22 protein-coding genes, 1 tRNA gene and 1 pseudogene are annotated in these 22,837 nt (G+C 68.4%); 13 read left to right on the plus strand and 11 right to left on the minus strand.

Annotated features, from left to right (window positions below):
* Positions 1-426 precede the first annotated feature (426 nt).
* The 7 genes from V6M56_RS06610 to V6M56_RS06640 all read left to right on the plus strand — a co-directional run bounded on the left by V6M56_RS06610 (position 427) and on the right by V6M56_RS06640 (position 6,041).
* Positions 427-2,094, plus strand: a complete 1,668-nt coding sequence (locus V6M56_RS06610; protein ID WP_332682283.1) for an MFS transporter — start codon at positions 427-429, stop codon at positions 2,092-2,094.
* Between the two features lie 124 nt (positions 2,095-2,218).
* A tRNA-Thr gene (locus V6M56_RS06615) sits at positions 2,219-2,293 on the plus strand.
* A 463-nt stretch (positions 2,294-2,756) separates the two neighbouring features.
* On the plus strand, positions 2,757-3,047 hold the full coding sequence (locus V6M56_RS06620) for a peptidoglycan L,D-endopeptidase MepK (protein ID WP_332682284.1): 291 nt from the start codon (positions 2,757-2,759) through the stop codon (positions 3,045-3,047).
* Between the two features lie 99 nt (positions 3,048-3,146).
* A complete protein-coding gene (locus tag V6M56_RS06625) occupies positions 3,147-3,359 on the plus strand; it encodes a hypothetical protein (protein ID WP_332682285.1) in 213 nt (70 codons plus the stop codon).
* A gap of 124 nt (positions 3,360-3,483) precedes the next feature.
* Complete coding sequence (locus V6M56_RS06630; RefSeq protein WP_332682287.1) at positions 3,484-3,987, plus strand: hypothetical protein; 504 nt, start codon at positions 3,484-3,486, stop codon at positions 3,985-3,987.
* A gap of 145 nt (positions 3,988-4,132) precedes the next feature.
* Positions 4,133-5,119 carry an MBL fold metallo-hydrolase gene (locus V6M56_RS06635; RefSeq protein ID WP_332682288.1) on the plus strand — a complete coding sequence of 329 codons (987 nt, stop codon included), beginning with the start codon at positions 4,133-4,135 and terminating at the stop codon, positions 5,117-5,119.
* Positions 5,120-5,267: 148 nt separating this feature from the next.
* The gene (locus V6M56_RS06640) at positions 5,268-6,041 is read left to right on the plus strand and encodes an NAD kinase (RefSeq protein WP_332682290.1); all 774 of its coding nucleotides are present in this window, start codon (positions 5,268-5,270) and stop codon (positions 6,039-6,041) included.
* A gap of 99 nt (positions 6,042-6,140) precedes the next feature.
* Here the strand turns inward: V6M56_RS06640 and V6M56_RS06645 are convergent, their stop codons facing one another.
* Both V6M56_RS06645 and V6M56_RS06650 read right to left on the minus strand, forming a co-directional pair.
* Positions 6,141-7,355 carry a DUF2336 domain-containing protein gene (locus V6M56_RS06645; protein ID WP_332682292.1) on the minus strand — a complete coding sequence of 405 codons (1,215 nt, stop codon included), beginning with the start codon at positions 7,353-7,355 and terminating at the stop codon, positions 6,141-6,143.
* Entirely contained in the window at positions 7,352-8,482 is a 1,131-nt protein-coding gene (locus V6M56_RS06650) for a transglycosylase SLT domain-containing protein (protein WP_332682294.1), read from the minus strand. The genes V6M56_RS06645 and V6M56_RS06650 overlap by 4 nt, the downstream gene beginning before the upstream one ends.
* Positions 8,483-8,619: 137 nt before the next feature.
* Between V6M56_RS06650 and V6M56_RS06655 the strand changes: the two genes are divergently transcribed.
* Both V6M56_RS06655 and V6M56_RS06660 read left to right on the plus strand, forming a co-directional pair.
* Positions 8,620-9,114: a MaoC family dehydratase gene (locus V6M56_RS06655; RefSeq protein ID WP_332682295.1), complete on the plus strand. Its 495-nt coding sequence runs from the start codon at positions 8,620-8,622 to the stop codon at positions 9,112-9,114.
* Positions 9,114-9,989, plus strand: a complete 876-nt coding sequence (locus tag V6M56_RS06660) for an HpcH/HpaI aldolase/citrate lyase family protein (RefSeq protein ID WP_332682297.1) — start codon at positions 9,114-9,116, stop codon at positions 9,987-9,989. The genes V6M56_RS06655 and V6M56_RS06660 overlap by 1 nt, the downstream gene beginning before the upstream one ends.
* 11 nt (positions 9,990-10,000) lie before the next feature.
* Here V6M56_RS06660 and V6M56_RS06665 read toward each other — a convergent pair whose 3' ends face one another.
* Positions 10,001-11,569, minus strand: a complete 1,569-nt coding sequence (locus V6M56_RS06665) for an MFS transporter (RefSeq protein WP_332682298.1) — start codon at positions 11,567-11,569, stop codon at positions 10,001-10,003.
* A 129-nt stretch (positions 11,570-11,698) separates the two neighbouring features.
* On the opposite strand from V6M56_RS06665, the pseudogene V6M56_RS06670 reads away from it, so the two are divergent.
* Positions 11,699-11,830 (plus strand): annotated as a pseudogene (locus V6M56_RS06670) (helix-turn-helix domain-containing protein); the annotation flags it as partial.
* Positions 11,831-11,917: 87 nt separating this feature from the next.
* Positions 11,918-12,613: a LysR substrate-binding domain-containing protein gene (locus tag V6M56_RS06675; RefSeq protein ID WP_332682366.1), complete on the plus strand. Its 696-nt coding sequence runs from the start codon at positions 11,918-11,920 to the stop codon at positions 12,611-12,613.
* 286 nt (positions 12,614-12,899) lie between these two features.
* Here V6M56_RS06675 and V6M56_RS06680 read toward each other — a convergent pair whose 3' ends face one another.
* Together V6M56_RS06680 and V6M56_RS06685 are read right to left on the minus strand one after the other, a co-directional pair.
* Positions 12,900-13,505 carry a flavin reductase family protein gene (locus V6M56_RS06680; protein ID WP_332682300.1) on the minus strand — a complete coding sequence of 202 codons (606 nt, stop codon included), beginning with the start codon at positions 13,503-13,505 and terminating at the stop codon, positions 12,900-12,902.
* A 7-nt stretch (positions 13,506-13,512) separates the two neighbouring features.
* Positions 13,513-14,082, minus strand: coding sequence for a nitroreductase family protein (locus tag V6M56_RS06685; RefSeq protein WP_332682301.1), 570 nt, complete (start codon positions 14,080-14,082; stop codon positions 13,513-13,515).
* Positions 14,083-14,211: 129 nt separating this feature from the next.
* Here V6M56_RS06685 and V6M56_RS06690 point away from each other — a divergent pair, with 129 nt between their 5' ends.
* Complete coding sequence (locus tag V6M56_RS06690; RefSeq protein WP_442881096.1) at positions 14,212-15,168, plus strand: hypothetical protein; 957 nt, start codon at positions 14,212-14,214, stop codon at positions 15,166-15,168.
* Between the two features lie 19 nt (positions 15,169-15,187).
* Here the strand turns inward: V6M56_RS06690 and V6M56_RS06695 are convergent, their stop codons facing one another.
* From V6M56_RS06695 to yidD, 6 genes are all read right to left on the minus strand, one after another.
* Positions 15,188-16,027, minus strand: a complete 840-nt coding sequence (locus V6M56_RS06695) for an SGNH/GDSL hydrolase family protein (RefSeq protein ID WP_332682304.1) — start codon at positions 16,025-16,027, stop codon at positions 15,188-15,190.
* Complete coding sequence (locus V6M56_RS06700) at positions 15,964-17,151, minus strand: OpgC family protein (protein WP_332682305.1); 1,188 nt, start codon at positions 17,149-17,151, stop codon at positions 15,964-15,966. Before V6M56_RS06700 ends, V6M56_RS06695 begins: the two co-directional genes overlap by 64 nt.
* A gap of 162 nt (positions 17,152-17,313) precedes the next feature.
* The gene (locus V6M56_RS06705) at positions 17,314-17,937 is read right to left on the minus strand and encodes a GDYXXLXY domain-containing protein (protein WP_332682307.1); all 624 of its coding nucleotides are present in this window, start codon (positions 17,935-17,937) and stop codon (positions 17,314-17,316) included.
* Positions 17,934-19,220, minus strand: a complete 1,287-nt coding sequence (locus tag V6M56_RS06710; RefSeq protein WP_332682308.1) for a DUF2157 domain-containing protein — start codon at positions 19,218-19,220, stop codon at positions 17,934-17,936. The genes V6M56_RS06705 and V6M56_RS06710 overlap by 4 nt, the downstream gene beginning before the upstream one ends.
* Positions 19,221-19,345: 125 nt before the next feature.
* Positions 19,346-21,427, minus strand: coding sequence for a threonine--tRNA ligase (gene thrS / locus V6M56_RS06715; protein ID WP_332682309.1), 2,082 nt, complete (start codon positions 21,425-21,427; stop codon positions 19,346-19,348).
* Between the two features lie 219 nt (positions 21,428-21,646).
* A complete protein-coding gene (gene yidD, locus V6M56_RS06720) occupies positions 21,647-21,988 on the minus strand; it encodes a membrane protein insertion efficiency factor YidD (RefSeq protein WP_332682311.1) in 342 nt (113 codons plus the stop codon).
* A gap of 173 nt (positions 21,989-22,161) precedes the next feature.
* Here yidD and V6M56_RS06725 point away from each other — a divergent pair, with 173 nt between their 5' ends.
* Positions 22,162-22,836: a phosphatase PAP2 family protein gene (locus tag V6M56_RS06725; protein WP_332682312.1), complete on the plus strand. Its 675-nt coding sequence runs from the start codon at positions 22,162-22,164 to the stop codon at positions 22,834-22,836.
* The last annotated feature ends 1 nt before the right edge of the window (position 22,837 follow it).

Consider the following 22,837-nt stretch of genomic DNA (forward strand, 5'->3'; position numbering starts at 1 on the left):
GCCCGGCCGGCGCCGCGACGCCGGACTTGGCCAGGGCGACCGGAGCGAGGGCGAACAGGCCGCCGAACAGGCAAAAAAGAGGCAAAACCGGAACGCGGGCCATGTCGGCGCCCTCCTGCGCTGGGAATCATGCCGCTGGGGGCACGCTAGCCCGCCGGCGCCCGGAAGGCGAATCGCGCGGTGGCCGTAACGCCGCAGGCAACCCGCTCCGTTAATGAGTCGTTAGTCTTACACCGTTTGATGCAAGACCAAGTGCCTGCTTGAAGGTTTTGGGCGCTGGCTTCATTCGTTTCCCATCAAACTTGTCATTTTCTAGGCCTTTCGTGAGTCGGCAATGCCCGGCTCCAACGGAAAGACCGCTGCAAGGCGGCGTTGAGGCGCGGCGGGTGGTCTGCTGCGCCGGGGGAACGAACGAGGGAGTGGGTCATGAGCATGGCACAGGCATCCGGGGCCGCCGGGCGGCGCCCGATGACCAGGGAAGAGAAGCGGGTCATCCTCGCCTCCTCCCTGGGCACGGTTTTCGAATGGTACGACTTCTATCTCTACGGCTCGCTCGCCGTGATGATCGGCGCGCATTTCTTCTCGGCCTTCGATCCCAACACGCGCGCCATCTTCGCGCTGCTCGCCTTCGCGGCCGGCTTCCTGGTCCGCCCCTTCGGCGCGCTGTTCTTCGGCCGGCTGGGTGATCTCATCGGCCGCAAATACACCTTCCTCGTCACCATCGTGATCATGGGCGCCTCGACCTTCCTGGTCGGCCTGCTGCCGGGCTACAACTCGATCGGCTGGGCGGCGCCGGTGATCCTGATCGCGCTGCGCATGCTGCAGGGCCTGGCGCTGGGCGGCGAATATGGCGGCGCGGCCGTCTATGTCGCCGAGCACGCGCCTCCGGGCCGGCGCGGCTTCTACACCTCCTGGATCCAGACCACGGCGACGCTCGGCCTGCTGCTTTCGCTGATCGTCATCCTCGGCATCCGCACCAATATGGGCGAGGAGGACTTCCGCGCCTGGGGCTGGCGCATTCCGTTCCTGGCCTCGATCTTCCTGCTCGCCATCTCGGTCTGGATTCGTCTCCAGATGCAGGAATCGCCGGCCTTCAAGAAGATGAAGGAAGAGGGCACCGGCTCGAAGGCGCCGCTTTCCGAGGCCTTCGGCCAGTGGAAGAACGCCAAGATCGCGCTGCTTGCCCTGTTCGGCCTCACCGCCGGCCAGGCCGTGGTCTGGTATACCGGGCAGTTCTACGCCCTGTTCTTCATCCAGAGCATCCTCAAGGTCGATCTCTACACCTCCAACGTGCTGATCGCCTGGTCGCTCATCCTCGGCACCGGCGGCTTCATCCTCTTCGGCGCGCTCTCCGACAAGGTCGGCCGCAAGCCGATCATCCTGGCCGGCTGCCTGATCGCGGCGCTGACCTATTTCCCGCTCTTCGGAGCCCTGACCAAGGCGGCCAATCCGGGCCTCGCCGCGGCGCATGAGAACGTCAAGGTCCAGGTCATCGCCGACCCCGCCACCTGCGGCTCGGTCTTCGATCCGGTCGGCGTGCGCACCTTCACCGCGCCCTGCGACATCGCCCGGCGCACGCTCGCGCAGCAGGCGATCGTCTACACCCAGGCCGCGGCTCCGGCCGGAACGCCGGCCAAGGTCACGGTCAATGGCAAGGAGCTCGCGATCGACGCCGGCTTCGCCGCCAACCTCGCCCGGGAAGCGGTCGCGGCCGGCTATCCGGCGGCGGGCGACGCCCGCATCGTCAAGACCGGCTTCGTCGGCGCGCTGTTCAACGGCCAGTCGCTGGCGATCATCGGGATTCTGACCATCCTCGTCATCTATGTGACGATGGTCTATGGCCCGATTGCCGCGGCCCTGGTCGAGCTCTTCCCGACCCGCATCCGCTACACCGGCATGTCGCTGCCCTACCATATCGGCAATGGCTGGTTCGGCGGCCTGCTGCCGGCGACCTCGTTCGCCATGGTGGCCGGCACCGGCGACATCTATTACGGCCTCTGGTACCCGATCGTGATCGCGATGATGACCTTCGTCATCGGCATGCTCTTCGTGCCCGAGACCAAGGATCGCGACATCCTCACCTACGACAACTGATCGTCCCCCGATCCGCCGGCCTCTTGCCGGCTGCCGAGCCCCGCCCTCGCGGCGGGGCTCTTTTTTTGCGTGCGGCGCAGCCGAGCTTGCCCTCGCCCCGCCGGGCTGGTACCGCAGCCCCGGAGCCGGCGTAGCACAGCGGTAGTGCAGCGGTTTTGTAAACCGAAGGTCGGGAGTTCGATCCTCTCCGCCGGCACCAGTCTGGCCCGCCCATGCTCGCTGGCGGCCGCGAAACCCCGATGATCTCAGCGCGATGGCGCGCCGTTCCATACGCGCCTTTGCCGGCTCCCGTTGACGGTCGGTGGAGCGCCGGCCACCACCGGCCGCAGCCGGAAAAACGAAGATGCCGGCTGCAATCTCGACCAGCCGAAGCGCAAGGCTTGCAGCATCGAGCCTCGGTGCTCCTGATGTCGGATTCGCCCGCAGCCATCTTTTCGCCTTACGCCAAACTTAGACGCCCCGCTGAAATGATTCGGCCAGACCAGATGCTGGTGGCCTGAATCTCCTCTCCCCATATCGAGTAGTTCATGCGTCGCGTTATTCTGGCTGCACTGGTTGCGGTGTCCTTCCCCATTTGTGCCCGAGCCGAGACCTCCATCGAAAAGCTCTCCTTCCAGCCGCAGGTCAAAGGATTAGCCTGCCTCAGGCCCGAAGCTCTGGCGATGATCAGGGACCTGGTCGCCAAGATCGGCCCGATCCAGATCACCTCGACCTGCGGTGGCCGTCACGCCCGGCGCTCCCAGCATTATCGCGGCAAGGCGATCGACTTCCGCCCGCTGGCAACCTCCACCCGCGCCGCCGTTGCCGCGGCCAAGGCACTGGAGAGCACGGGCGGCATCGGCTCCTATCCGAACGGGATCGTCCACGCCGATGTCGGCGAACGCGAATTTGCCTGGTTCGGCCACAAGCGCCGGAGCCGCCAGGTCGCCTACGCGCCCCGCCGCAGCCGATAGGGACCGCCTGGCTGCGTTGCCGGACGTGACGGGGAACATGCGCCGGCCAGGCGCTCTGTCGTATAGCTCCTCCGGTCGAATCGCGCCGGAGACCGGTCCATGCCGAAGCTTTGCAAGTTCACCTCGCCCACGGACGGCAAGCCCGTCTACGTCAATCCTGCCCAGGTCAGCGTCGTCTATACCCACAAGGGCGAGCCGCCCGACACGATCATCGGCTTCCGCAAGGACTTCATGCTCGGCGTGAAGGAGGGCCTTGAGGAAACCGTTGCCATGCTCGACAGGGCGATGGGCAGCGAGGCCCCGGGCCATTAGAGCCGGATCCGATCAGGTTGAACCAACCTGATCGGTGAATCCGTCTCTCACTTTGAGATGGCGCTCCGGCCCGCCTCGCGGCCGCCGCCGGATCACGCAAACGACCGGTGGACGAAGCTCCGGCTTGGCGCGCCGTCCCGACGGCCATAGGTTCCAGCAGAATCGGCCCGGACCTTGCGGCGCGGGAAGAACGGAGCGAACCGAAGCAATGACCTCTGCCGAGCAGCGCGCGAAGCTTCTGGCTCTCGCCGAGCAATGCGAGACCACCGGTCGCCCCGACCGCAACCTCGACGCCGAGATCTACGAGGCGCTGGGTTACACGGTGCGCCGCAAGCCGGTTTATCTGAAGGGGCCGCGCACGCCGCCCGGCGGCATCTACCAGCAGGGCGCGCTGTGGAAGGCGATCGGCAAGATCAGCGCCGAGATCGACGTCGCCGTCAACGTGCTGCGGCAGAAGGCTCCCGACTGGAACTGGAGCCTGCAATCCGTCGTGGCCGAGGAGCAGACCTTCGAAGCGCTGGTGGCCGGCTGCAGCGGCCAGGGCGCGCTCGCCTCGCTCGCCCTCTGCGCCGCCCTGCTCAAGGCCTTCGCCGCCCGCGGCCAGGCCGGCAAAATCACGGAAAGTTGACCTTACGCAAGCTGGCGGCAGTTGAAGCCGTCGCCTTGCCCGCTAGTTTGCTGGTCAGGCTGAGCCCAGCCCAGGACACGATGCCGGCTGGCGGGCAGCGCCACCGGGGGAGGTCGTGCCCTCACTCACCGGGTGGAGCCCGATCATGACCCGTTTGGACCCTTCGCGCCGCACCCTGATGGCGGGTGCCGGCGCGCTCGCAGTCGCAGCCACCCTCGACCTGCCCGCCGGCATCGCGCCGGCCCGGGCGCAAGGAGCTCCCGTGAACCAGAATCCCGGCTTCTACCGCTACAAGGTCGGCGACATCACCGTCACCGCCATCAATGACGGCTTCGCCCGGCGCCCGCTCGACGGCTTCGTCCGCAATGCCGAGCTCACCGACGTCAAGAAGGCGATGGAGCAGGCCTATCTGCCCTCCGACGCGCTCTCGATCAGCTTCACCACGCTCGCCATCCAGTCCGGCGGCAAGCTCGCGCTGATCGACACCGGCAATGGCGATTCCGGCGCCCCGACTTCCGGCGCCTGGATGAGGAACTTCCGCGCCGCCGGCCTCGACCCCAAGGACGTGTCGTCGGTCGTCTTCAGCCATTTCCACGGCGACCACATCAACGGCTTCCGGCTCAAGGACGGCACGGCCGTGTTCCCCAATGCCGAGGTCATGGTCCCGGCGGCCGAATGGGCCTTCTGGATGGACGACGCCAGGATGAGCGCGGCGCCGGACGCGATGAAGGGCGCCTTCGCCGGCGTGCGCCGCGTCTTCGGCCCCGTCGCCAAGGAGGTGAAGCAGTTCGAGGCCGGCAAGGAGGTGCTGCCGGGCATCACCGCGGTCGCCGCGCCCGGCCATACGCCCGGCCACACCGTCTTCGCCGTCACCTCCGGCGCCGGCAAGCTGATGATCATGTCCGACACCACCAACCACCCGGCCCTGTTCGTCCGCAATCCCGACTGGTCGGCCGTGTTCGACATGGACGGGCCGCAGGCGGCCGCCACCCGCCGCAAGCTGCTCGACATGGCCTCGGCCGACAGGATGCAGGTCGCCTTCTACCACGCCCCCTTCCCCGCCACCGGCCATATCGCCAAGGACGGCAACGGCTTCGAGCTGGTGCCGCTGCAGTGGAGCAGCGCCATCTGAATCACGCGCCCCGGCGTGGCAGGCGAGGCCGGGGTTTCACCCCGGCCTTTCTTTTTGGCGCCGCGCCGGCTCGCGATCCGGCTCGCGCCCGTGCTAAGCCGGGGTGACTGCCTGTTTGCCTGACTGCCTGCCCCACGGACCCCCTGCGATGACCGAGCGCTTCGAGGCCATCTCCTTCGTCGCCAGCGAGACGCCCGAGGCACAGGCCGCCCGGGAGCGGCTGGTCGAACGCTATGGCGACACCGATCCGGCAGAGGCCGGGATCATCGTCGCCCTCGGCGGCGACGGGCTGATGCTGCAGACGCTGCACCGCTTCATGGGCACGGCCAAGCCGATCTACGGCATGAATCGCGGCTCGGTCGGCTTCCTGATGAACGAATTCCGCGAGCGCGGCCTGCGCAAGCGGCTCGAAGCGGCGCAGCGCAGCGTCGTGCACCCGCTCGCCATGACCGCGCTCGACCGCGACGGCCACAAGGTCGAGGCACGCGCCATCAACGAGGTCTCGCTGCTGCGCCGCTCCTACCAGGCGGCGAAGCTGCGCCTCTCGGTCGACGGCCAGGTGCGACTCGAGGAGCTCGTCGCCGACGGCGTGCTGCTGGCGACGCCAGCCGGCTCGACCGCCTACAATCTCTCCGCCAATGGCCCGATCCTGCCGCTCGACGCGCCGCTGCTGGCGCTGACACCGCTCTCGCCCTTCCGGCCGCGGCGCTGGCGCGGCGCGCTGCTGCCCGACCATGCGCAGGTGACGATCGAGGTGCTGGAGGCGGAGAAGCGCCCGGTCAGCGCCGTCGCCGATCATATCCAGATCGAGAACGTCGTCTCGGTGGCGATCGCGATCGACCGCTCGCGCGACCTCGTCATGCTGCACGACCCCGGCCACAGCCTGGACGAGCGCATCCTGAGGGAACAGTTCGGGTATTGAGAGGCGGAGAACGTCATTCTCGGGCGGAGCGAAGCGCAGACCCGGGAATCTCCGGAGAGAGATGCTCGGGTCAGGCCCGAGCATGACGCGGAGAAGCAACTAGGCCGCGTCGCGCAGTTCGCCGAGTTCCAGCTCGATCAGGAATTGCGGGTCGGCCTCGACCAGCAGCGCCAGCGCCGCATCGTCGGCGAGCGAATCGGCGAGCCCCCTCGCCTCCTCGCGGGCAGCTTCGGCATCGAGCCGGCGCAGCAGGGCCATCAGGGCATGCGACTCGGCGCCCTCCAGGCCATCGCAGGCGATCAGCACCTCGGAGAGCAGCGCCCGGTCGATGCCGCTCGCGCCCGCTCCGGCCCTGTAGCCGCCGCGCTTCAGCGCCGCCACGGCCGCGGCAAAGGCCGGCAGCAGCGCGCCCGGCATCGCCGCCTTGCGGTAGAGCGCCTTCAGCCCCGAGCCGCCACGGTCCCAGAGCAGCGCCCGCACCCGCCTCGATGGCAGCTCGGAAAGGGTGGCGAAGGCGGCCTCCGCCAAAGCCGGCTCGCCGCTGAGCAGCGAGCGCAGGATCACGCCGGGCGTCAGCCGCCCGTTCTCGCGCAGGCACTCGACGATCGCCGGCGCGTCGCTGTCGTCGCCGCCGGCGGCGAGCGCCACGGCGACGCGCTCGGTCGATTCGCGGGCCAGCCTGGCGCTGCGCTCCTCGGTGAGCCAGCCGCAGCCGGTGACGAAGGCGGCAAGCGCATCCGAGACCTTGCCGGCGATCGACTGCCGCAACCCGGCCGGGAGGTCGAGGCGCGCCAGCAGCGCCTCGCGGACGGCGCCCGATTCGCCTTCGCGCTCGAAGATGCGCGCCAGCGAGAACTCCGGAATATCCGCCGTCGGGTTGCCGAGCAGCGCGAGCAGCGCCTCCTCGACGCCGACCTCGGCCAGGGCCGCCGCAACGCTCGCCGGCAGATGCGGCCGCTGCGCGATCGCCCGCTGCGCGAGGCCGTCGCCGATCGCCGCCGCATCGACCAGATCGGCCTCGCCGAGCACCGGCGACTGCGCCAGCAGCAGGGCCGCGGCATCGCTCGGCTCGGCGATCAGCCCGAGCACCAGGGTGCGCGGCGCTCCGCTCGCCCCGGCGAACTCTTCGGCAAGCGCCCGCCGCACCAGCGGCGAAGGATCGTCGACCAGAAAGATCAGCGCCGTCTCGGCCTCGCGCCGATCCTCCGGCGACATCTCCGAGCGCAGATAGGCGCCGGCCAGCGCCGCAGCGCCGGCGGCGCGCGCCTCGGCCGGGGCAGTGCGGGCCCAGAGCAGGAAGCGGCGTACGATCATCCGCGCCTGCCATGCGTCATGAAGGCGCTCAGATCGAGCGGGCCGCGGCGCTGCGAGGAGCGCACGGCCTTGCCCGCAGCGGCCGCGACCTCCTGCTGGCTTTCGGCCGCAAGCTCGCGTGGCCGCACGGGCGGCAATGGCGCGCGCATCGCGACCGGCGCCGGAGCAGCGGCCTGGGCTTCGCTGCCGGCGGCCGGCTTGGAGGCGCTCTCGCCCTCCGCCGCGGCGCCCCGGCGCGGAAAATAGCGGGTGGCGGGGTCGGCATCGGCCGCGCGCGTGGCGCCGCCGCTGCGCGGCGTCGTCCAGAGATTGGCCACCGCCTTCGAGACCGGGGTGCGCGGACCTTCGGTCGAGAACAACCCGATCAGCCCCTTGGCGCGTCCTGGTGCGAGCGCCGCGGCGATCGGCACTACCGCCGGCTCGGCCGCATAGGCCGTTGCGGTCGTAGCGTTGGGGCGGGCCTGCGCCAGCATCGCCCCGGTCGAGGCCGCGACCTGGGTGTTGGCATGGCTCGCGGCGAGCAGGCCGTAGACCTCCTGGACGCTGCGCGCCCGGCCGCTCTTGTCGAAGAAGATCGCCTTGTTGGCCGCAGCCGCTTCCGGAAAATCGCGGGCGGCGGCGCGGCCGGGGTCGCTGCCGGCGGTGCGGATCAGGTCGCTGGCGCCGCGCGCGCCGAGCACATGGGCGATGTAGAGCTCGCCGGCATGCGGCTGGCGGCCGAGCGCCGCGCCGAGCTGCTCGCCGTTCTTCTGGGTCAGGGCTCCGGCCATCACGGCGGCGACCTGCGGATCGTTGCGCAGCTGCAGGATCTTTTCGCGCATGGCCGGATCGGCGACGGTCAGGCGGCCATTCTCGCCTTCGCTGATCGCGCCGGCATAACTGGCCATGCCCTGCTTCGGGCCTTCCTGACGCATGATCGAGAGCCAGGTCTGCTCGATGAACTGGAACAGCCCGGTCGCGCTCGAGGTCCGCGCCTTGGCATCGGGTTCGAGCGAGGATTCGCGCTGCGCCGTCTTCAGCAGATAATCGAAGCCGACGCCGGTCCGGTCGGCGCCCTCCTTGATGGCGCTGACGACCGGATTGGCGGGCGTTGTCTCGCGGGCGCTCGGCGTGCTGAAAAGGAACATGGAAAGTCACTCGGGCTGCTGCCGTTCCGGTCGGACGGAAGCACCTGTGGAGACTGGACCGGTTATGGTAAGCGAACCGTTAAGGCGCCTGCCATGAGCCGGCTCGGATACGCAGAAAACGCCGTGGGAGCAGGATGATGACGGAACCGAAACGACACCGGCGCGGCGGCCTCTATTTCGAGGACTTCACGGTCGGCGCCTCGATCGAGCATGGCCTGACCCGGACGGTCACGCAGATGGACAACATGCTGTTCTCCAACATGACCTTGAACCCGCAACCGCTTCATATCGATGCGCATTTCTGCGCGACCGAGACCGAATGGGGCAAGCCGCTGATGAACTCGCTGTTCACGCTCGGCCTGATGATCGGCATCTCGGTCAACGACACCACCGTCGGCACCACGATCGGCAATCTCGGCATGACCGACGTCGCCTTCCCCGCCCCGCTCTTCGAGGGCGACACCATCAACTGCACCACCGAGATCGTCGCCAAGCGCGAGTCGAAATCGCGCCCCGACGCCGGCATCGTCGACTTCCACCACCGCGCCTACAAGCAGGACGGCACGCTGGTGGCCCAGTGCCGCCGCCAGGCCTTCATGAAGAAGCGCCCTCTCGAAGCGGGGCAAGCCTGATGCGTTCCCTCCTGTTCCTGCCGGGCGACAGCCAGAAGAAGCTGCAGAAGGGGCTCGAGAGCGGGGCCGACGCCCTGATCCTCGACCTCGAGGATTCGGTCGCGCTCGATGCCAAGCCGCAGGCGCGCGAACTCGCCCGCGATTTCCTGAAGGAGATCGGCGCGCGGCAGCGCCGTCCGCGCCTGATCGTGCGCGTCAACGCGCTCTCGACCGGGCTGACCGAGGCCGATCTCGACGCGGTCATCCCCGGCGCGCCCGATGCGATCATGCTGCCCAAGGCCGAGGGCGGCCCCGATCTGACCCATCTCGCCGCCCAGATCGCGGTGCGCGAGGCCGAAGGCGACCTCGCCGACGGCGCGACCCGGATCATCGCCATCGCCACGGAGACCGGCAAGGGCATCTTCGCCCTCGGCAGCTATGCCGGCGCCAGCCACCGGCTCGAAGCCCTGACCTGGGGCGCCGAGGACCTTTCCGCCGATCTCGGCGCCGAGACCAACCGGCTCGAGGACGGCAGCTATGCCGACCCCTACCGGATGGCGCGCGCCCTTGTCCTCTTCGCCGCCGCCTCCGCCCAGGTCGACGCGGTCGACACCGTCTTCACCGCCTTCCGCGACGATGCCGGCCTGCGCGCCGAATGCCTGGCCGGGCGGCGCGACGGCTTCACCGGCAAGATGGCGATCCACCCGGCCCAGGTCGCGATCATCAACGAGGTCTTCTCGCCCTCGCCCGAGGCGCTGGCCCGGGCCGAGGCAATCATCGCGCTGTTCGACGCCAATCCGGGCCTCGGCGTCATCGGCCTCGATGGCGAAATGCTCGATCGCCCCCATCTGATGCGGGCGCGTCGGCTCAAGGCGCGCGCCGACAAGCTGGCCTGACGCAGGCGGTCTCAGGCGTCCGGTTTCGCGGAGCCGGCGCAGGCTGCAACCGTGCCGGACTCCGCCCGCAGCGTGGCACCGCCGAAGATCAGGAAGCTGATCGCGGCCAGAACCCCGGCGCTGATGCCGCCATACAGCATCACCCAGCCGAAACCATGCACCAGCGCCATATGCACCCCGGCGCCGGACGGATCGTGCAGCGCCAGGGCCGGATAGGCCTCGCGCAGCGAGCCGAGATTGCCGGCGGCGATCGAGGAGGCCAGCGCCTGCAATTGCGACCGGTCGAGGACGACCGAAAGGGCATCCGGCAGCGAGCGTCGGATGCCCTCCACCAGGATCAGCCCCATCGCCGCAATGTTGATCGCGAGCGCGATCAGGCGGGCGCTGATGTCGATGCCGGACGCCATGCCGGCGCGATTGCTCGGGACCGCCCCGGTCGTCGTATTGGTCACCGCAGTGCTGGTCAGGCCCAGTCCGACCCCGGCCAGCAGCACGCCGGGCAGCAGGGTCACCCAGCTCGCCTGAGCAAGGCCGCTGCCGAGCCACATCGCGATGAAGCCGGCGCCCATCACGGCCATTCCCAGGGGAATGACGGCTTGCGGGCCGTAGCGCCGCAGCAAGTGGTCGGCGACAGGCGGCATCACCATGAAAGGGATCGTGTAGGCCAGAAGCAGGAGCCCGGCGGCCTCGCTGCCGAGACCAAGTCCGCTCTGGAAATAGATCGGCAGGTAGATGATGAACGGCCAGTAGCTGAAATTCATGCCGATGCAGCCGATGATCGCGCCGCTGAACCGGCGAATCCGGAACACCGAGAAATCGAACATCGGCTGCGGCGCGCGCTTCTCCACCATCAGGAAGGCGAGGAAGCTGGCGAATGCCAGGCCGGCAAGGCCGATCGTCGCCGCAGCGCCGAGCTCGGCAGCCTGCGTGATGACATAGGCAAAGCCGAAGACCGCCAGGGTCAACGTGACGATGCCGGGCACGTCGAGCTTTTTCGCGTGCGGATCGCGCGATTCGCGGATGCCGATCGCGGCCGGCACGAGTGCCAGGACGGCCAGCGGCGCGTGGATCAGAAAGACCCATTGCCAGCTCGCCAGGGCCGCGATCATGCCGCCGATCACCGGGCCGAAGCCCAGCCCGATGCCGCTGACCACGCCCCAGATGGTGAAGGCCCTGCCGCGCTCGCGCCCGTCCGGAAACTGGTGCGAGATGATGGCGACGGCGCAGGTGAACATGGCGCCGCCGGCCATGCCCTGCAGGAACCGGCCGGCGATCAGGATCGAGGCGCTCTGCGCCAGTCCGCAGATCAGCGACGTCGCACCGAAGGCGGCGGTGGTCACGATGAAGACGCGCTTGCGGCCATAGCGATCGGCGAGCGTGCCGGTCGCCATCAGCACCGTGGTGCAGGCGATGGTGTAGGCGTTCATGATCCACTGCAGCGCCCTGAAATCGGCCGGCAGCGCCGATTCCAGAGTCGGCAGGATGACCGGTACGCTGGAAATCTCGAGGCCGAACATGAGGGACGCCAGACAGACGCCCGCCAACGCCGCCGTATTGCGCGCGGAAGAAGAGATGGTCATGACAAGCGCCTTTCGAGATCGACCCGCATCGGCCGGGATCGATGGAGGCACCCGTCTAGGGGCTGCTCTTGCATGACGTAAATGATTTAATTTCCTGATTTTCAGTTCTGGTGATAATATATCGGCATCATGGATTTTGCCCCGGAACTGTTGCGCGCCCTCGTTGCGGTCAAGGAGGCCGGCGGGTTCACCCGTGCGGCGGAACGGCTGCACCTGACGCAATCGGCGGTCAGCCACCAGATCCGGCGGCTGGAGGAGCAGGTCGGCAGTCCTCTCCTCGTCCGGACCACGCGCAAACTGGCGCTGACCACGGATGGCGAAGACTTTCTTCGCCACGCGAAGCAGATCTTGCAGGCCCATGCGGCTTTGAGCCGGCGCTTTCAGTCGTCGTCCCTCGCGGGCTCGATCCGCTTCGGGGTGCCGGAAAACTTCCTGGGCGACCAGCTGCCGCAGCTGCTCAGCCGCTTCGCCCGCGCCTTCCCCGCCGTGCGTCTGGAAGCATCGGTCAGTGTTTGCCAGGATTTCAGCGCCAGGATCGAGAGCGGCGAACTCGATCTCGCGGTGGCGATGCGCCGGGCTGGCGAAACCGGGGGAACGGTGCTGCGGCGATCACGGTTCGTCTGGGCCGCAGCCGAGGATTTCGCCTTCCCGCCGGGCTCGTCGCTGCCGCTCGCACTGTCGCACCCGCCCTGCCTGTGCCGTACGGTCGCGGTCGAGGCCTTGGCTGACTCGGGCGTCGAATGGCACACCGGTTTCACCTCCGCCAATCTGCACGGGCTGCGGGCGGCCATGCTGGCGGGGCTCGGCGCCTCGATCATCGCCCATGACGAGATCGAGCCGGGAATGAAGGTGCTCGAGCCCGGCTATGGCCTGCCGCCACTGCCTGAGCTGGAGTTCGCGCTGATCTGGTCTCCTGGCGGCAAGACGCCCTGTGCGCGCGAGCTTGGGCGGCTGATCACCGACACCGCGAGAAACCCCGACGGCGAGATACGGCATCCGACCCGGGCGCCGCGGCCAAAAGCACGGGCCGACAAGCCGGTTTAACGGATTGCCGGAGCCGATTCGGATGATTCAGGTTTTCGAGATCACGGCACTGTGTTGCCGAGGCTGCGCCGGGAAAGCCGTCACGGCACGCTGATCCGCGGCAGAGCCGACTGCATCTGCTGGAGTCTGTTTTTTTCACTCGGAACCACCGCCGTCATCCTGGACAAGCCGCGAAGCGGCGCAGCTCCGGGATCCATTTTAGAGCTCCGGAGCCTTACGATAGATCCCGGGCCGAGCTTCGCTCGCCCCGGATGACGGCGGTGGTTCCGAGTAAAAGTAGCCGACTCTAGCCCCCGGGCGGGCGCGTGATCGAGAACAGCTCGGCGACCTCGGCATAGTCGCTGTAGCCGCAGCGCGCGATCGGGTTGGCGGCGGCGGTGTCGAAGCGGCCGTCGCGGATATAGGCCTCGTCGATGAAGACGCCGACGACCTGCCCGAGCACCATCCAGCGTGGCACCGGCTGGCCCTCGAGATCGCTGAGCTGCTGCACCGAGAGCAGCTTGCATTCGAGCGCCGCCGGGCTGGCTGCGACCCGCGGCGGCTTGACGAAGCGCGAGGGCGCCATCGCCAGCCCGGCATGGGCATACTCACTCTCGCCGCGCGGTAGCGGCGCCGAGGTCTGGTTCATCTGCTGGTCGAGCGCCCGGGTGACCAGGCTGCAGGTGAACTCGCCCGTCTCCTCGATGAAGGCGACCGCGTCCTTGCGGTTCTCCGAGGAGAACATCACGATGTTGGGGCGCGACGAGACGGCGTTGAAGAAGCTGTAGGGCGAGAGATTGACCTCGCCCTTGGCGTTGAGCGCGGTGATCCAGCCGATCGGCCGGGGCGCGACGATCGCCTTGAACGGGTCGTGCTTCAGCTCGTGAGGCTGGCCGGTGCTCGAATAGATCATGGCCGCTTCACTTCCCGTAATGGCTGACGATGGTCGCAAGGTCCGGCCGCTCGCGGTCGGCCGGCCTGCCATCGGCAGTGCCGAGATGGACGAAGCCGGCGATGCGCTCGCCTTCCTCGATGCCGAAGGCCGCCAGGATGTCGCTGTCGAAGGCGAACCAGTTCGTCAGCCAGGAGCCGGAAAAGCCCATCGCCTCGGCGGCGATCAGCAGGTTGAAGCAGACCGCGCCGGCCGAGAGCTCCTGCTCCCATTGCGGGATCTTCTCGTGCTGGCGGGCGCGCGACACAACCGCGACGACGAGCGGCGCATGGGCGAGGCGCTTGCTCTCGAACGCGACCTTGTCTTCGGGCGCCTGCGGGTTGCGCTTGCGGAAGACCTCGCCGACCAGCGCGGCGGCCCGCGCTTTGGCCTGCCCCGAGAAGACGATGAAGCGCCAGGGCACGAGCTTGCCATGGTCGGGCACGCGCGCCGCAATGGTCAGGAGCTCGGAAAGCTGGCGCTCGTCCGGGCCGGGCTCGGCCAGAAATTGCGGTGGAACCGAGCGGCGGAGCTTGAGCAGGGCGAGCGTGTCGGTCATGAACGATCCAGTCAGGAGACGAAGGCAGGGCGAGCGCCGCTGGCGGCCGCCCCTGAGTTAAGGTTTTGCCATGATGAGGACAAGCGAGCCTGCTCCTTCTCCGGCGCAAGGACAATGACGGCGCAGCGCATGTTTCAAATCGAAGAATTACAGGCAGGCAGCAGGCTGGCCGGGCGCCGTTGCGTGGCCGCCCTTCTGGCCGCCCTCCTTGCCTTGCCCGTGTTCGCCCTCCCCGCCCTCGCCCAGGTGCCGGACGCCGCCCCTTCGCCCGCCAAGCCGAGTTCGGTCACCACGCCGGCGCCTGCCGCCAGCAGCGCCATCGGCTCGCGGGCCGGCCAGGCGATGCTGACCCTGGGCGCGCAGTTCTCCTCCGACCGCAAGCCGATCCGCTCCGGCCTGGTCTGGCGCGTCCTGATCGAGACCGCCGACGGCTCGCCGCCGCGCATCGTCGCGCGCTCGAGCGATGCCGAGCCGGTCTTCGCGCTCGAGCCCGGCGTCTATCTTCTCCACGCCGCCTATGGCTTCGCCAGCGGCACCAAGCGCGTCGCGCTCGGCCCGCAGGGGCTGAGCGACAAGATCAGCATCAGCGCCGGCGGACTGTCGCTGGCAGGCTCGATCGGCGAGACGCCGATTCCGGCGGCGCAGCTCACCTTCTCGGTGTTCGTGCCGCTCCAGGGCAATTCGGAAGGCCGGCTCGTCGTCGCCAACGCCAAGGCCGGAGACCTGATCCGGCTGCCGGAAGGCACCTATCACATCGTCTCGACCTATGGTGATTCCAACGCCATCCAGCGCGCCGATGTCCGGGTCGAATCCGGCCAGGTGACACAGGCGACGCTGCATCACCGCGCTGCGCTGGTGACGCTGAAGCTGGTCGCCGGCCCCGGCGGCGAGGCTTTTGCCGGCACCGCCTTCAGCGTCCTCACCCCCGGCGGCGACGTCATTCGCGAGGCGATCGGCGCCTTTCCGCAGGTCATCCTGGCAGAGGGCGACTATGTGCTGATCGCCCGGCAGGAGGGGCAGGTCTTCTCGCGCGACTTCAAGGTCGAGGCCGGGCGCGACCGCGACATCGAGGTGATCGCGCGCTGATCCCGGTTCGCCGGAGCTTTCAGTTGCCCGGCTTGGCGGCGACGCCGTCCTGGCGTGTCCCTGTCAGCGCCGCGGCGATCCCGTCGGCGAGGCGCACGGCGAGGCAGCGATAGCCGGCATCGACGACATGCAGGTCGCCGTCCATGCCGACAAGTTCCTCCGGCGTGAACTGCCTGGTGCGCGACCAGGTCCGCATCATGCCGTAACGCGGGAACACCGAGACATTGTTCTCGGCCGCCGTCCTCGCCAGCACGGCGCGGTAGTCGTCGTATTTCGGATAGCGCCCCTCGCGCGGCAGCCATTGCAGGTCCATCAGCACCGGGTCGATCCCGGCGCCCCGCAGCTGGCGGATGCCCTTCTTCAGGATCTTCGCCAGCTTCTCCTCGCCGATGTCGCGGATGGCGTCGTTCGCCGCCGTCTGCCAGATCACCAGGGAAGGCTTCTCGGCGATGACGTCGCTCTCGATGCGCAGCAGCATCTCATAGGCGGTCTGCCCGCCGACGCCCTTGTTGATCACCGTGACCTCGCGGCCCGGCAGGCGCCGGCGCAGTTCGGTCTCCAGCACGGCCGGATAGCTGCTGTTGGCCTCGCTCGCGCCCGAACCGGCGGTGGTCGACGAGCCGAGCGCGACGATGGTGAGGCGGTTGGTCTCGGTCAGCGCCCGCTTCGAGGCCGGCAGCAGCGGCATGAACGGGTGCTGGCTGGCCCCGGCCCGGCAGCGGGCGTCATTGGCGGGGGGGAGCGGCTTCGGCGCCGCGAGCGCCGGCGACAGCGCGCAAGCCAGGGCGGCGGCGATCAGGCCGCGGCAGGCTGCTCGCGAGTGGCGCCGGCGGCGCGTGCCGTAAGCGTCTTGTACCACGACAGAAACATTCCTAGCCCGGCGAGGATCGTAATCCCTGTCAGGTTTACAAGCAATTGTACCCACAGGACGAAGGAGGTCTCGGCCAGGATGATCTGCCCGGCGATGGCGAGCACGATGCCGGCGCAGAAGACTTCGAGGGAATGGCGCCCGATCACCGCCAGCCCGCGGCCGATCCGGCTCCGCAGCAGCGCCGCCTCCGGGCTGAGATAGCGCAGCACCAGCCAGACCAGCGCCAGCAGGTGCATCACCCGCGCCGCGGCGAGATTGGTCTTGTCGATGCCGATCTGCAGCCCGTCGATCCATTCCCCCAGCAGCGGCACGCCGGCGAGGAGATTGCTGGAGGAGAGCTTCACGGCGGCGGCGAAGACCACCACGGCGATCGCCAGCAGGTCGAGCGCCGGCAGCTTCGGCAACCGGGCGCCGACCAGCGCCAGGCGGCCGAGGACGACACCGAGGACGAAGATCACCTGCCAGGCGAAGGGGTTGAAGAACCAGCCCGCCTCGCCCGGATGGTTGGGCAGGTTCAGCCCGAGATGCGCCGCGCCCTGCCAGACCACCAGCGACAGCAGCAGCGTCGGCAGCGGGCTGGTGCGGGCGGCGACATAGATCAGCGGGAACAGCGCCAGCAGCACGATATAGAGCGGCAGGATGTCGAGATAATAGGGCTGGTAGGTCAGGCCGAGGGCGTTGACGATGGCGGTCGGCGTGTCGCTGAAGAAGGGCTGGACGTTGATCGCTTCCATGTAGAGCGAGTTCTGGGTGCGCACGATCGCGGTGGCGATGATGCCGCAGACCAGCACGAACAGCGCCAGATGCGCGATGTAGAGCGTCCAGATCCGGGCGCCGACCTTGAGCGAGCCGACCAGCAGGCCGCGCTGGTCGATCAGGCGGCCATAGGCGAAGGCCGCCGAGATGCCGGCGAGCAGCACGAAGATGTCGGCCGCATCCGAGAAGCCGAAATTATGCGGCATCGCCGAAGAGACGATGTTGCCCGGCATGTGGTTGACGAAAATGATCAGCAGGATGAGGCCACGGATGACGTCGATGCGCAGGTCGCGGCTGGGCGAGGCCGCGTCGCGCGGTCCCTTGCCGAACAGCATCAGGCGCCAGAAACCGCTCACTTCGTCACTGCTCCGTCAGGCGCTGAATCGGGAGGTCGCCAGCGACTTGTTCATCTGACGTTCATGTTAACATTATGTCACCGCCAAGGCTCCGCAGGCCTCGATCACAACCATGTGCTTGCAGAGGTGACATCCGCGCCGCCGGTCCGTTCCGGCGCGCCGTCAGTAGGGCGGCTCGGCGTGGACCAGTTTGCCGTCGATCAGCAGGCGCTTGATCGCGGCCTGCCCGGAAGGAGCGATCGCCGCGACGATCTCGATCCGCTTGCGTTCGGTCCGCTCGATGGCGCCGCCGCTGCCTTGCGGCACGAAATAGCTCTCCAGCCCATAGGCGACCCGGATCGCGCGCATGCCGAGATCGCAGTCGGGCTCGCCGTCGGGTCCGGCAAGGCAGCTCCCGGTCGAGGTGACCCGGCCCTCGATCACGCTCTCGCCCGCGCCGACAGCCGGCCTGGCGAGATAGATGCCCTTCGCCTCGGCAAAGCCGTCGGCCCCCGGCGCCAGGCGGACATAGACCGTCTGGTTGCGGCGCAGGGCCTTCTCGCCGTCGAGGGTCGCCGGATCGAGGGTGCTGATCTTGTAGCCCAGGATGACATAGTCGCCGCGGAACAGGTCGCGCGGATCGACCGGGGCCGTCGCCAGCCGAACCTCCGCGCCGGCGCGCAGGATGCGGGCGCGCGATTCGACCAGCATCAGGATCAGCCCGCCGAGGATCAGGATTGCGGCCAGCGCCCGCCAGAGCACCGGCACGCGGCGGGTCCAGGTGTCTGCGGACGGAAGGCGGATCACGACGCAACCTCCGTCGGCCGGGCGAACTTCGCCAGCAGCCGCCTCGCGCCGCTGGCGAGCCCGATCAGGATCGCGCCGGCGGCGAGGAAGAACAGCGACTGGTCGAGCAGCGTGCCGATCGTCTGCCAGAGCAGGATCAGGACGGCGACGGCGAACAGGGCCGAACCGGCGATCGTCAGCCGGCGCACGCCGCCGCCAGCCCCGGCGACGACGAGGCCGATCGCGATCGCCAGGATCAGCGTCGCGACCGCGACCTTGCCCGGCAGCGAAACCGCGCCGCCGCTCCAGAAAAACACCGGAACCAGCAGGGAAAGCAGCAGCGCCAGCGAAAGCGGCCAGACGAAGTGCCGCTCGCGGCCGAGCAGTCCGAGGCCGGTCAGTGCCGGTATCGCCAGCGCATAGGCGAAATAATTGAGCCAGATCGCGGTGCCGGGCCGCGCCTGATGGGCATCGAGGATGCGGATCAGCTCGACATTGAGCGAAAGGATCAGCCCGATCAGCCCCCAGGGCAGGCAGGCGGTCAGCAGGCCCGGCCCACCCCGGTCGAGCGCCCAGGCCCCGAGCGTGACGAACAGCACGGAGAGCGCCAGCCCGTAGGCGAGCAGGCCGTAATCGAAGCGCATGAAGCTGGCATTGCCGGGGAGCGAAGCGAACCAGAGCAGGGCGGCGAGCACGGCGACATGGTGGACGAGGCGGTTCTGCCGTGTCGCGGCGAGCCACAGCGCCGGCAGGAAGGCGAGCCAGAAGCCGAGATGGACCTCGCCGTCGCTCTCGTCCCAGCGGCCGCCGGTCCAGGCGCAGATCGCGACGATCGCGATGACCAGAGCCCCGTTCGAGCGTAGCAGGAAGGCGGCGATCAGCGCCCCGACGGCGATCAGCAGGGCGCCACCCGGCCAGTCGGTCGGCAGATGGTACATCTGCCCGACGAGGGCGACGCCGGCGGCGAAGATCAGCACGCCGCAGGTCGCGGCGGCATCCGCCCCGCCGGTGGAGCCGCGGCTCTCCAGCCTGGCGGCGACGCCGAGCGAGATTGCGAGGGCGACGAGGATGAGGCCGAGCTTGACCAGCCGCGGCATCTCCTCCCAGTTCGCCGCGACGAAGGCGGAAACGCTGGAGGCGATCAGGAGCCCGCCGAACAGGCCGAGCAGCGCCGGCAGCCGGAAACCGCCCTCCTGCCCCAGCGAACGGCGGATTGCAGTTGCGCTCTCGGCGCTGACCAGGCCTTCGCCCACCCAGCGGATCAGATCGGCGTCAAGCCGCTTGCGATAGGAACCGGTCAGCATCACCAGCCATTTGGCACGGGCAGAGGCGTTTTGGCGAGGGCGGAGCAGCTACTCTCGCGCGCTACCCACCTGCGCCGTCCCGGGGGCCCCGAAAAGGGCTCCCGGGACCCGTGCCTGAACCCCTATCAGCTTGGTTCCGGTATCGCTCGCGAATCTGCGCTTCGCTGCACCGCCGACGACTGGTCGTTTCTGCCGAGGTCACGAACGACCCACTTCTCCCGCGCCTTCTTGAGCCGTGCGAGGTCCGGCGGCGTCGCCTCTTCGGTCAGCGCCGCGATCACGGCGTCGAGCGACATCACGGTCTGGGCCTGGCTACCGAGCCGGCGCACGGTCACCGTCTTCTCCTCGGCCTCGCGCTTGCCGACGGCGAGGATGACCGGGACCTTGGCCAGCGAGTGCTCGCGGACCTTGTAGCTGATCTTCTCGTTGCGCAGGTCGGCGCGGGCCCGCAGGCCGGCCGAGAGGCAGGCCATGGTGACCTGCTCGGCGTAAGCATCGGCCTCCGAGGTGATCGGGCAGACCAGGATCTGCTCGGGCGCCAGCCAGAGCGGGAAATGCCCGGCATGGTGCTCGATCAGGATGCCGGTGAAACGCTCCAGCGATCCGCAGATCGCGCGGTGGACCATCACCGGCTGCTTCTTCTCGCCATCCGAGCCGATATAGAAGGCGCCGAAGCGCTCCGGCAGGTTGAAGTCGACCTGCGTCGTGCCGCATTGCCAGTCGCGGCCGATGGCGTCGCGCAGCACATATTCGAACTTCGGCCCGTAGAAGGCGCCTTCGCCCGGGTTGATCTCGGTCTTGATCCGGTTGCCCGACTGCTTCGCGATCGTCTCCAGCACCCTGGTCATCACCTCCTCGGCATGGTCCCAGACCGCGTCGGAACCGACGCGCTTCTCCGGCCGGGTCGAGAGCTTGATGACGAGTTCCTCGGTGAACCCGAAATCCTCGTAGACCGAGAGGATCAGCTCGTTGATCATCAGGCACTCGGCCGCGAGCTGCTCCTCGGTGCAGAAGATATGGGCATCGTCCTGGGTGAAGCCGCGCACCCGCATCAGCCCGTGCAGCGCGCCCGACGGCTCGTAGCGGTGGACATTGCCGAATTCGGCGAGCCGGATCGGCAGGTCGCGATAGCTCTTCAGCCCGTGCTTGAAGATCTGGACATGGCCCGGGCAGTTCATCGGCTTCAGCGCAAAGACCCGCTGGTCGCGCTCGGGGTCGTTCGGGTTCTCGAAGGCCGAGGCCGACTTCACCGCGAACATGCTGTCCTGGTACCAGCCCCAGTGGCCGGATGTCTCCCAGAGCGACTTGTCGAGGATCTGCGGCGCATTCACCTCCTCATAATCGGCGGCGAGCCGCCGGCGCATATAGGCGATGATTTCCTGGAACAGCCGCCAGCCCTTGGAGTGCCAGAAGACGACGCCCGGCCCCTCCTCCTGGAAGTGGAACAGGTCCATCTCGCGGCCGATACGGCGGTGGTCGCGCTTCTCCGCCTCCTCGATCTGCTTGAGATGTGCGTCGAGTTCCTCCTGCCTGGCGAAGGCCGTGCCGTAGAGGCGCGTCAGCATCGGGTTCTTCGAATCGCCGCGCCAATAGGCGCCGGCCACCTTCATCAGCTTGAAGGCGTTGCCGACCTTGCCGACCGAGGTCATGTGCGGGCCGCGGCAGAGGTCGATCCACTCGCCCTGCGCATACATCTTCAGCGTCTGGTCTTCGGGGATCGCGTCGACCAGCTCGACCTTGAAGGCCTCGCCCTTGTCGCGGAAGAACTGTTTCGCCTTGTCGCGGCTCCACTCTTCCTTGGTGAAGGGTTTGTCGCGGGCGATGATCTCGCGCATCTTCTTCTCGATCGGCGCGAAATCCTCCGGCGTGAACGGCTCGTTGCGGAAGAAATCGTAATAGAAGCCGTTCTCGATCACCGGGCCGATCGTCACCTGCGTACCGGGATGGAGCTCCTGCACCGCCTCGGCGAGGACATGGGCGCAGTCGTGCCGGATCAGCTCCAGCGCGCGCGGATCCTCGCGGTTCAGGAACTCGATCTTCGCATCGCGGGTGATCGGGTCGGCGAGGTCGACGACGGCGCCGTCGAGCGCCATGGCGACGGTGCGCTTCAGCAGCGAGGGCGAGATGCCGCCGGCCAGCTCCTTGCCGGTGATGCCGGAAGGAAATTCGCGCCTGGCGCCGTCGGGAAATGTCAGGGAGATCGTCATCGATCGCGCTCCTGCTCACTCGGGGATACGAGCCCCGTAAGTCAAGGCCGGCTGCCTTTGAAGTGCGCGGCCGGCAGCCGGATCGGCGCGCGCCGGCCCGGCCTATACGAGGCCGGCGACACAGGCAATCGCTGCGCCGTGCGAACAACCGCGGATTCTGACATCAAGCCGAGCCATCCCGGCCGGCGTGCCACGGAGGGGCGGGACGACCCGCCCCCTTTACGAGGGCACATCGGGCCGCTGTATCGGCTCGCCAGTCTCGGCCGGCGGGCCGTTGACGCCGCGCCAGCGGCCATAGGACCACGGCCGATACCAGGCGCTGCCCGGCGGCAATTCCTCGCAGACCAGGTCGATGCCGGAGGTGCCCAGCGGCGTGCAGCGGCAGATGCGCGCAAAGCCGACCCAGCCGCCGCGCCAGAGCCCGTGGCGCTGGATCGCCTCGTCGGCATAGTTCGAGCAGCTCGGCCAGTGCCGGCACTGCCGCCCGATCAGCATGGAAAGGCTGAGCTGATAGCCGCGGATCAGCAGATGGGCGCCGCGCCGCGGGGCGAGCGCGATCATGCGCCGCCATGAAAGGCTTTTTTCAGCATGTTCAGGCAGGTATGACATGGCAACTATGACAGGGCTGGCCCATCGCGGCCTCCCCGTCATCCGATTCCGCTTCCGTTGTAATGGTCATGATGCGCGCTCGCTCCTTCGCAAACACCCTCGCCCTCTCCGGGCTGATGCTTGCCATGGCTGCGGCCGCCCCAGTGCAGGCCCAGCAGCGACCTTACCTGATCTGGCTCGACGCCGCCAAAATCGACGTCGCCAAGGTGATCGGCCTGCCGCCGCCGCAGAGCTCGCCCGAGCACCGGGCCGAGTTCGAGCAGGTCCTGGCGATCTCCCAGGCCCGCACGCCCGAGCGCGAGAAGGCCGCCATCGCCGACCAGTACCAGACGCTTTCCGCCTTCCTCGAAGGCATCGACCACGCCTATGTCGAGGGCACCCATCGCGAGGTGCGCCTGCTCATGCGCGAGGCGCAGATCGAGCTCGGCATCCTGCTGAAGAGCGTCAACCGGCTGACCAACCGCGTCCGGCCCTTCGCGATGTGGAACAAGGTCCGCGTCAAGCCCTGCCCGGGCGCGCGCCCGACCGGGACCTCCTTCCCCTCCGCCCATGCCGCGACTGCGGCGCTCTATTCCGTCCTGCTGTCGGAGGCCGTGCCGGCGCTGGCCGGGAAGTTCGAGGACCGGGTGAAGTCCTATGACGAAAGCCGCCTGATCTGCGGCTTCCACTATCCGAGCGACCTCGAGGCCGGCGACAAGATCGGCCGCGTCGTCGCCAAGGCCCTGCTGGCCGACCCGACCTTCCGCGTCCGCTATGACGAGACCCTGCCCGAGATCCGGCTGGCCTTCGGGGTGAAATAGG

The organism is Allobosea sp., assembly GCF_036675845.1.
Lineage (GTDB): Bacteria > Pseudomonadota > Alphaproteobacteria > Rhizobiales > Beijerinckiaceae > Allobosea.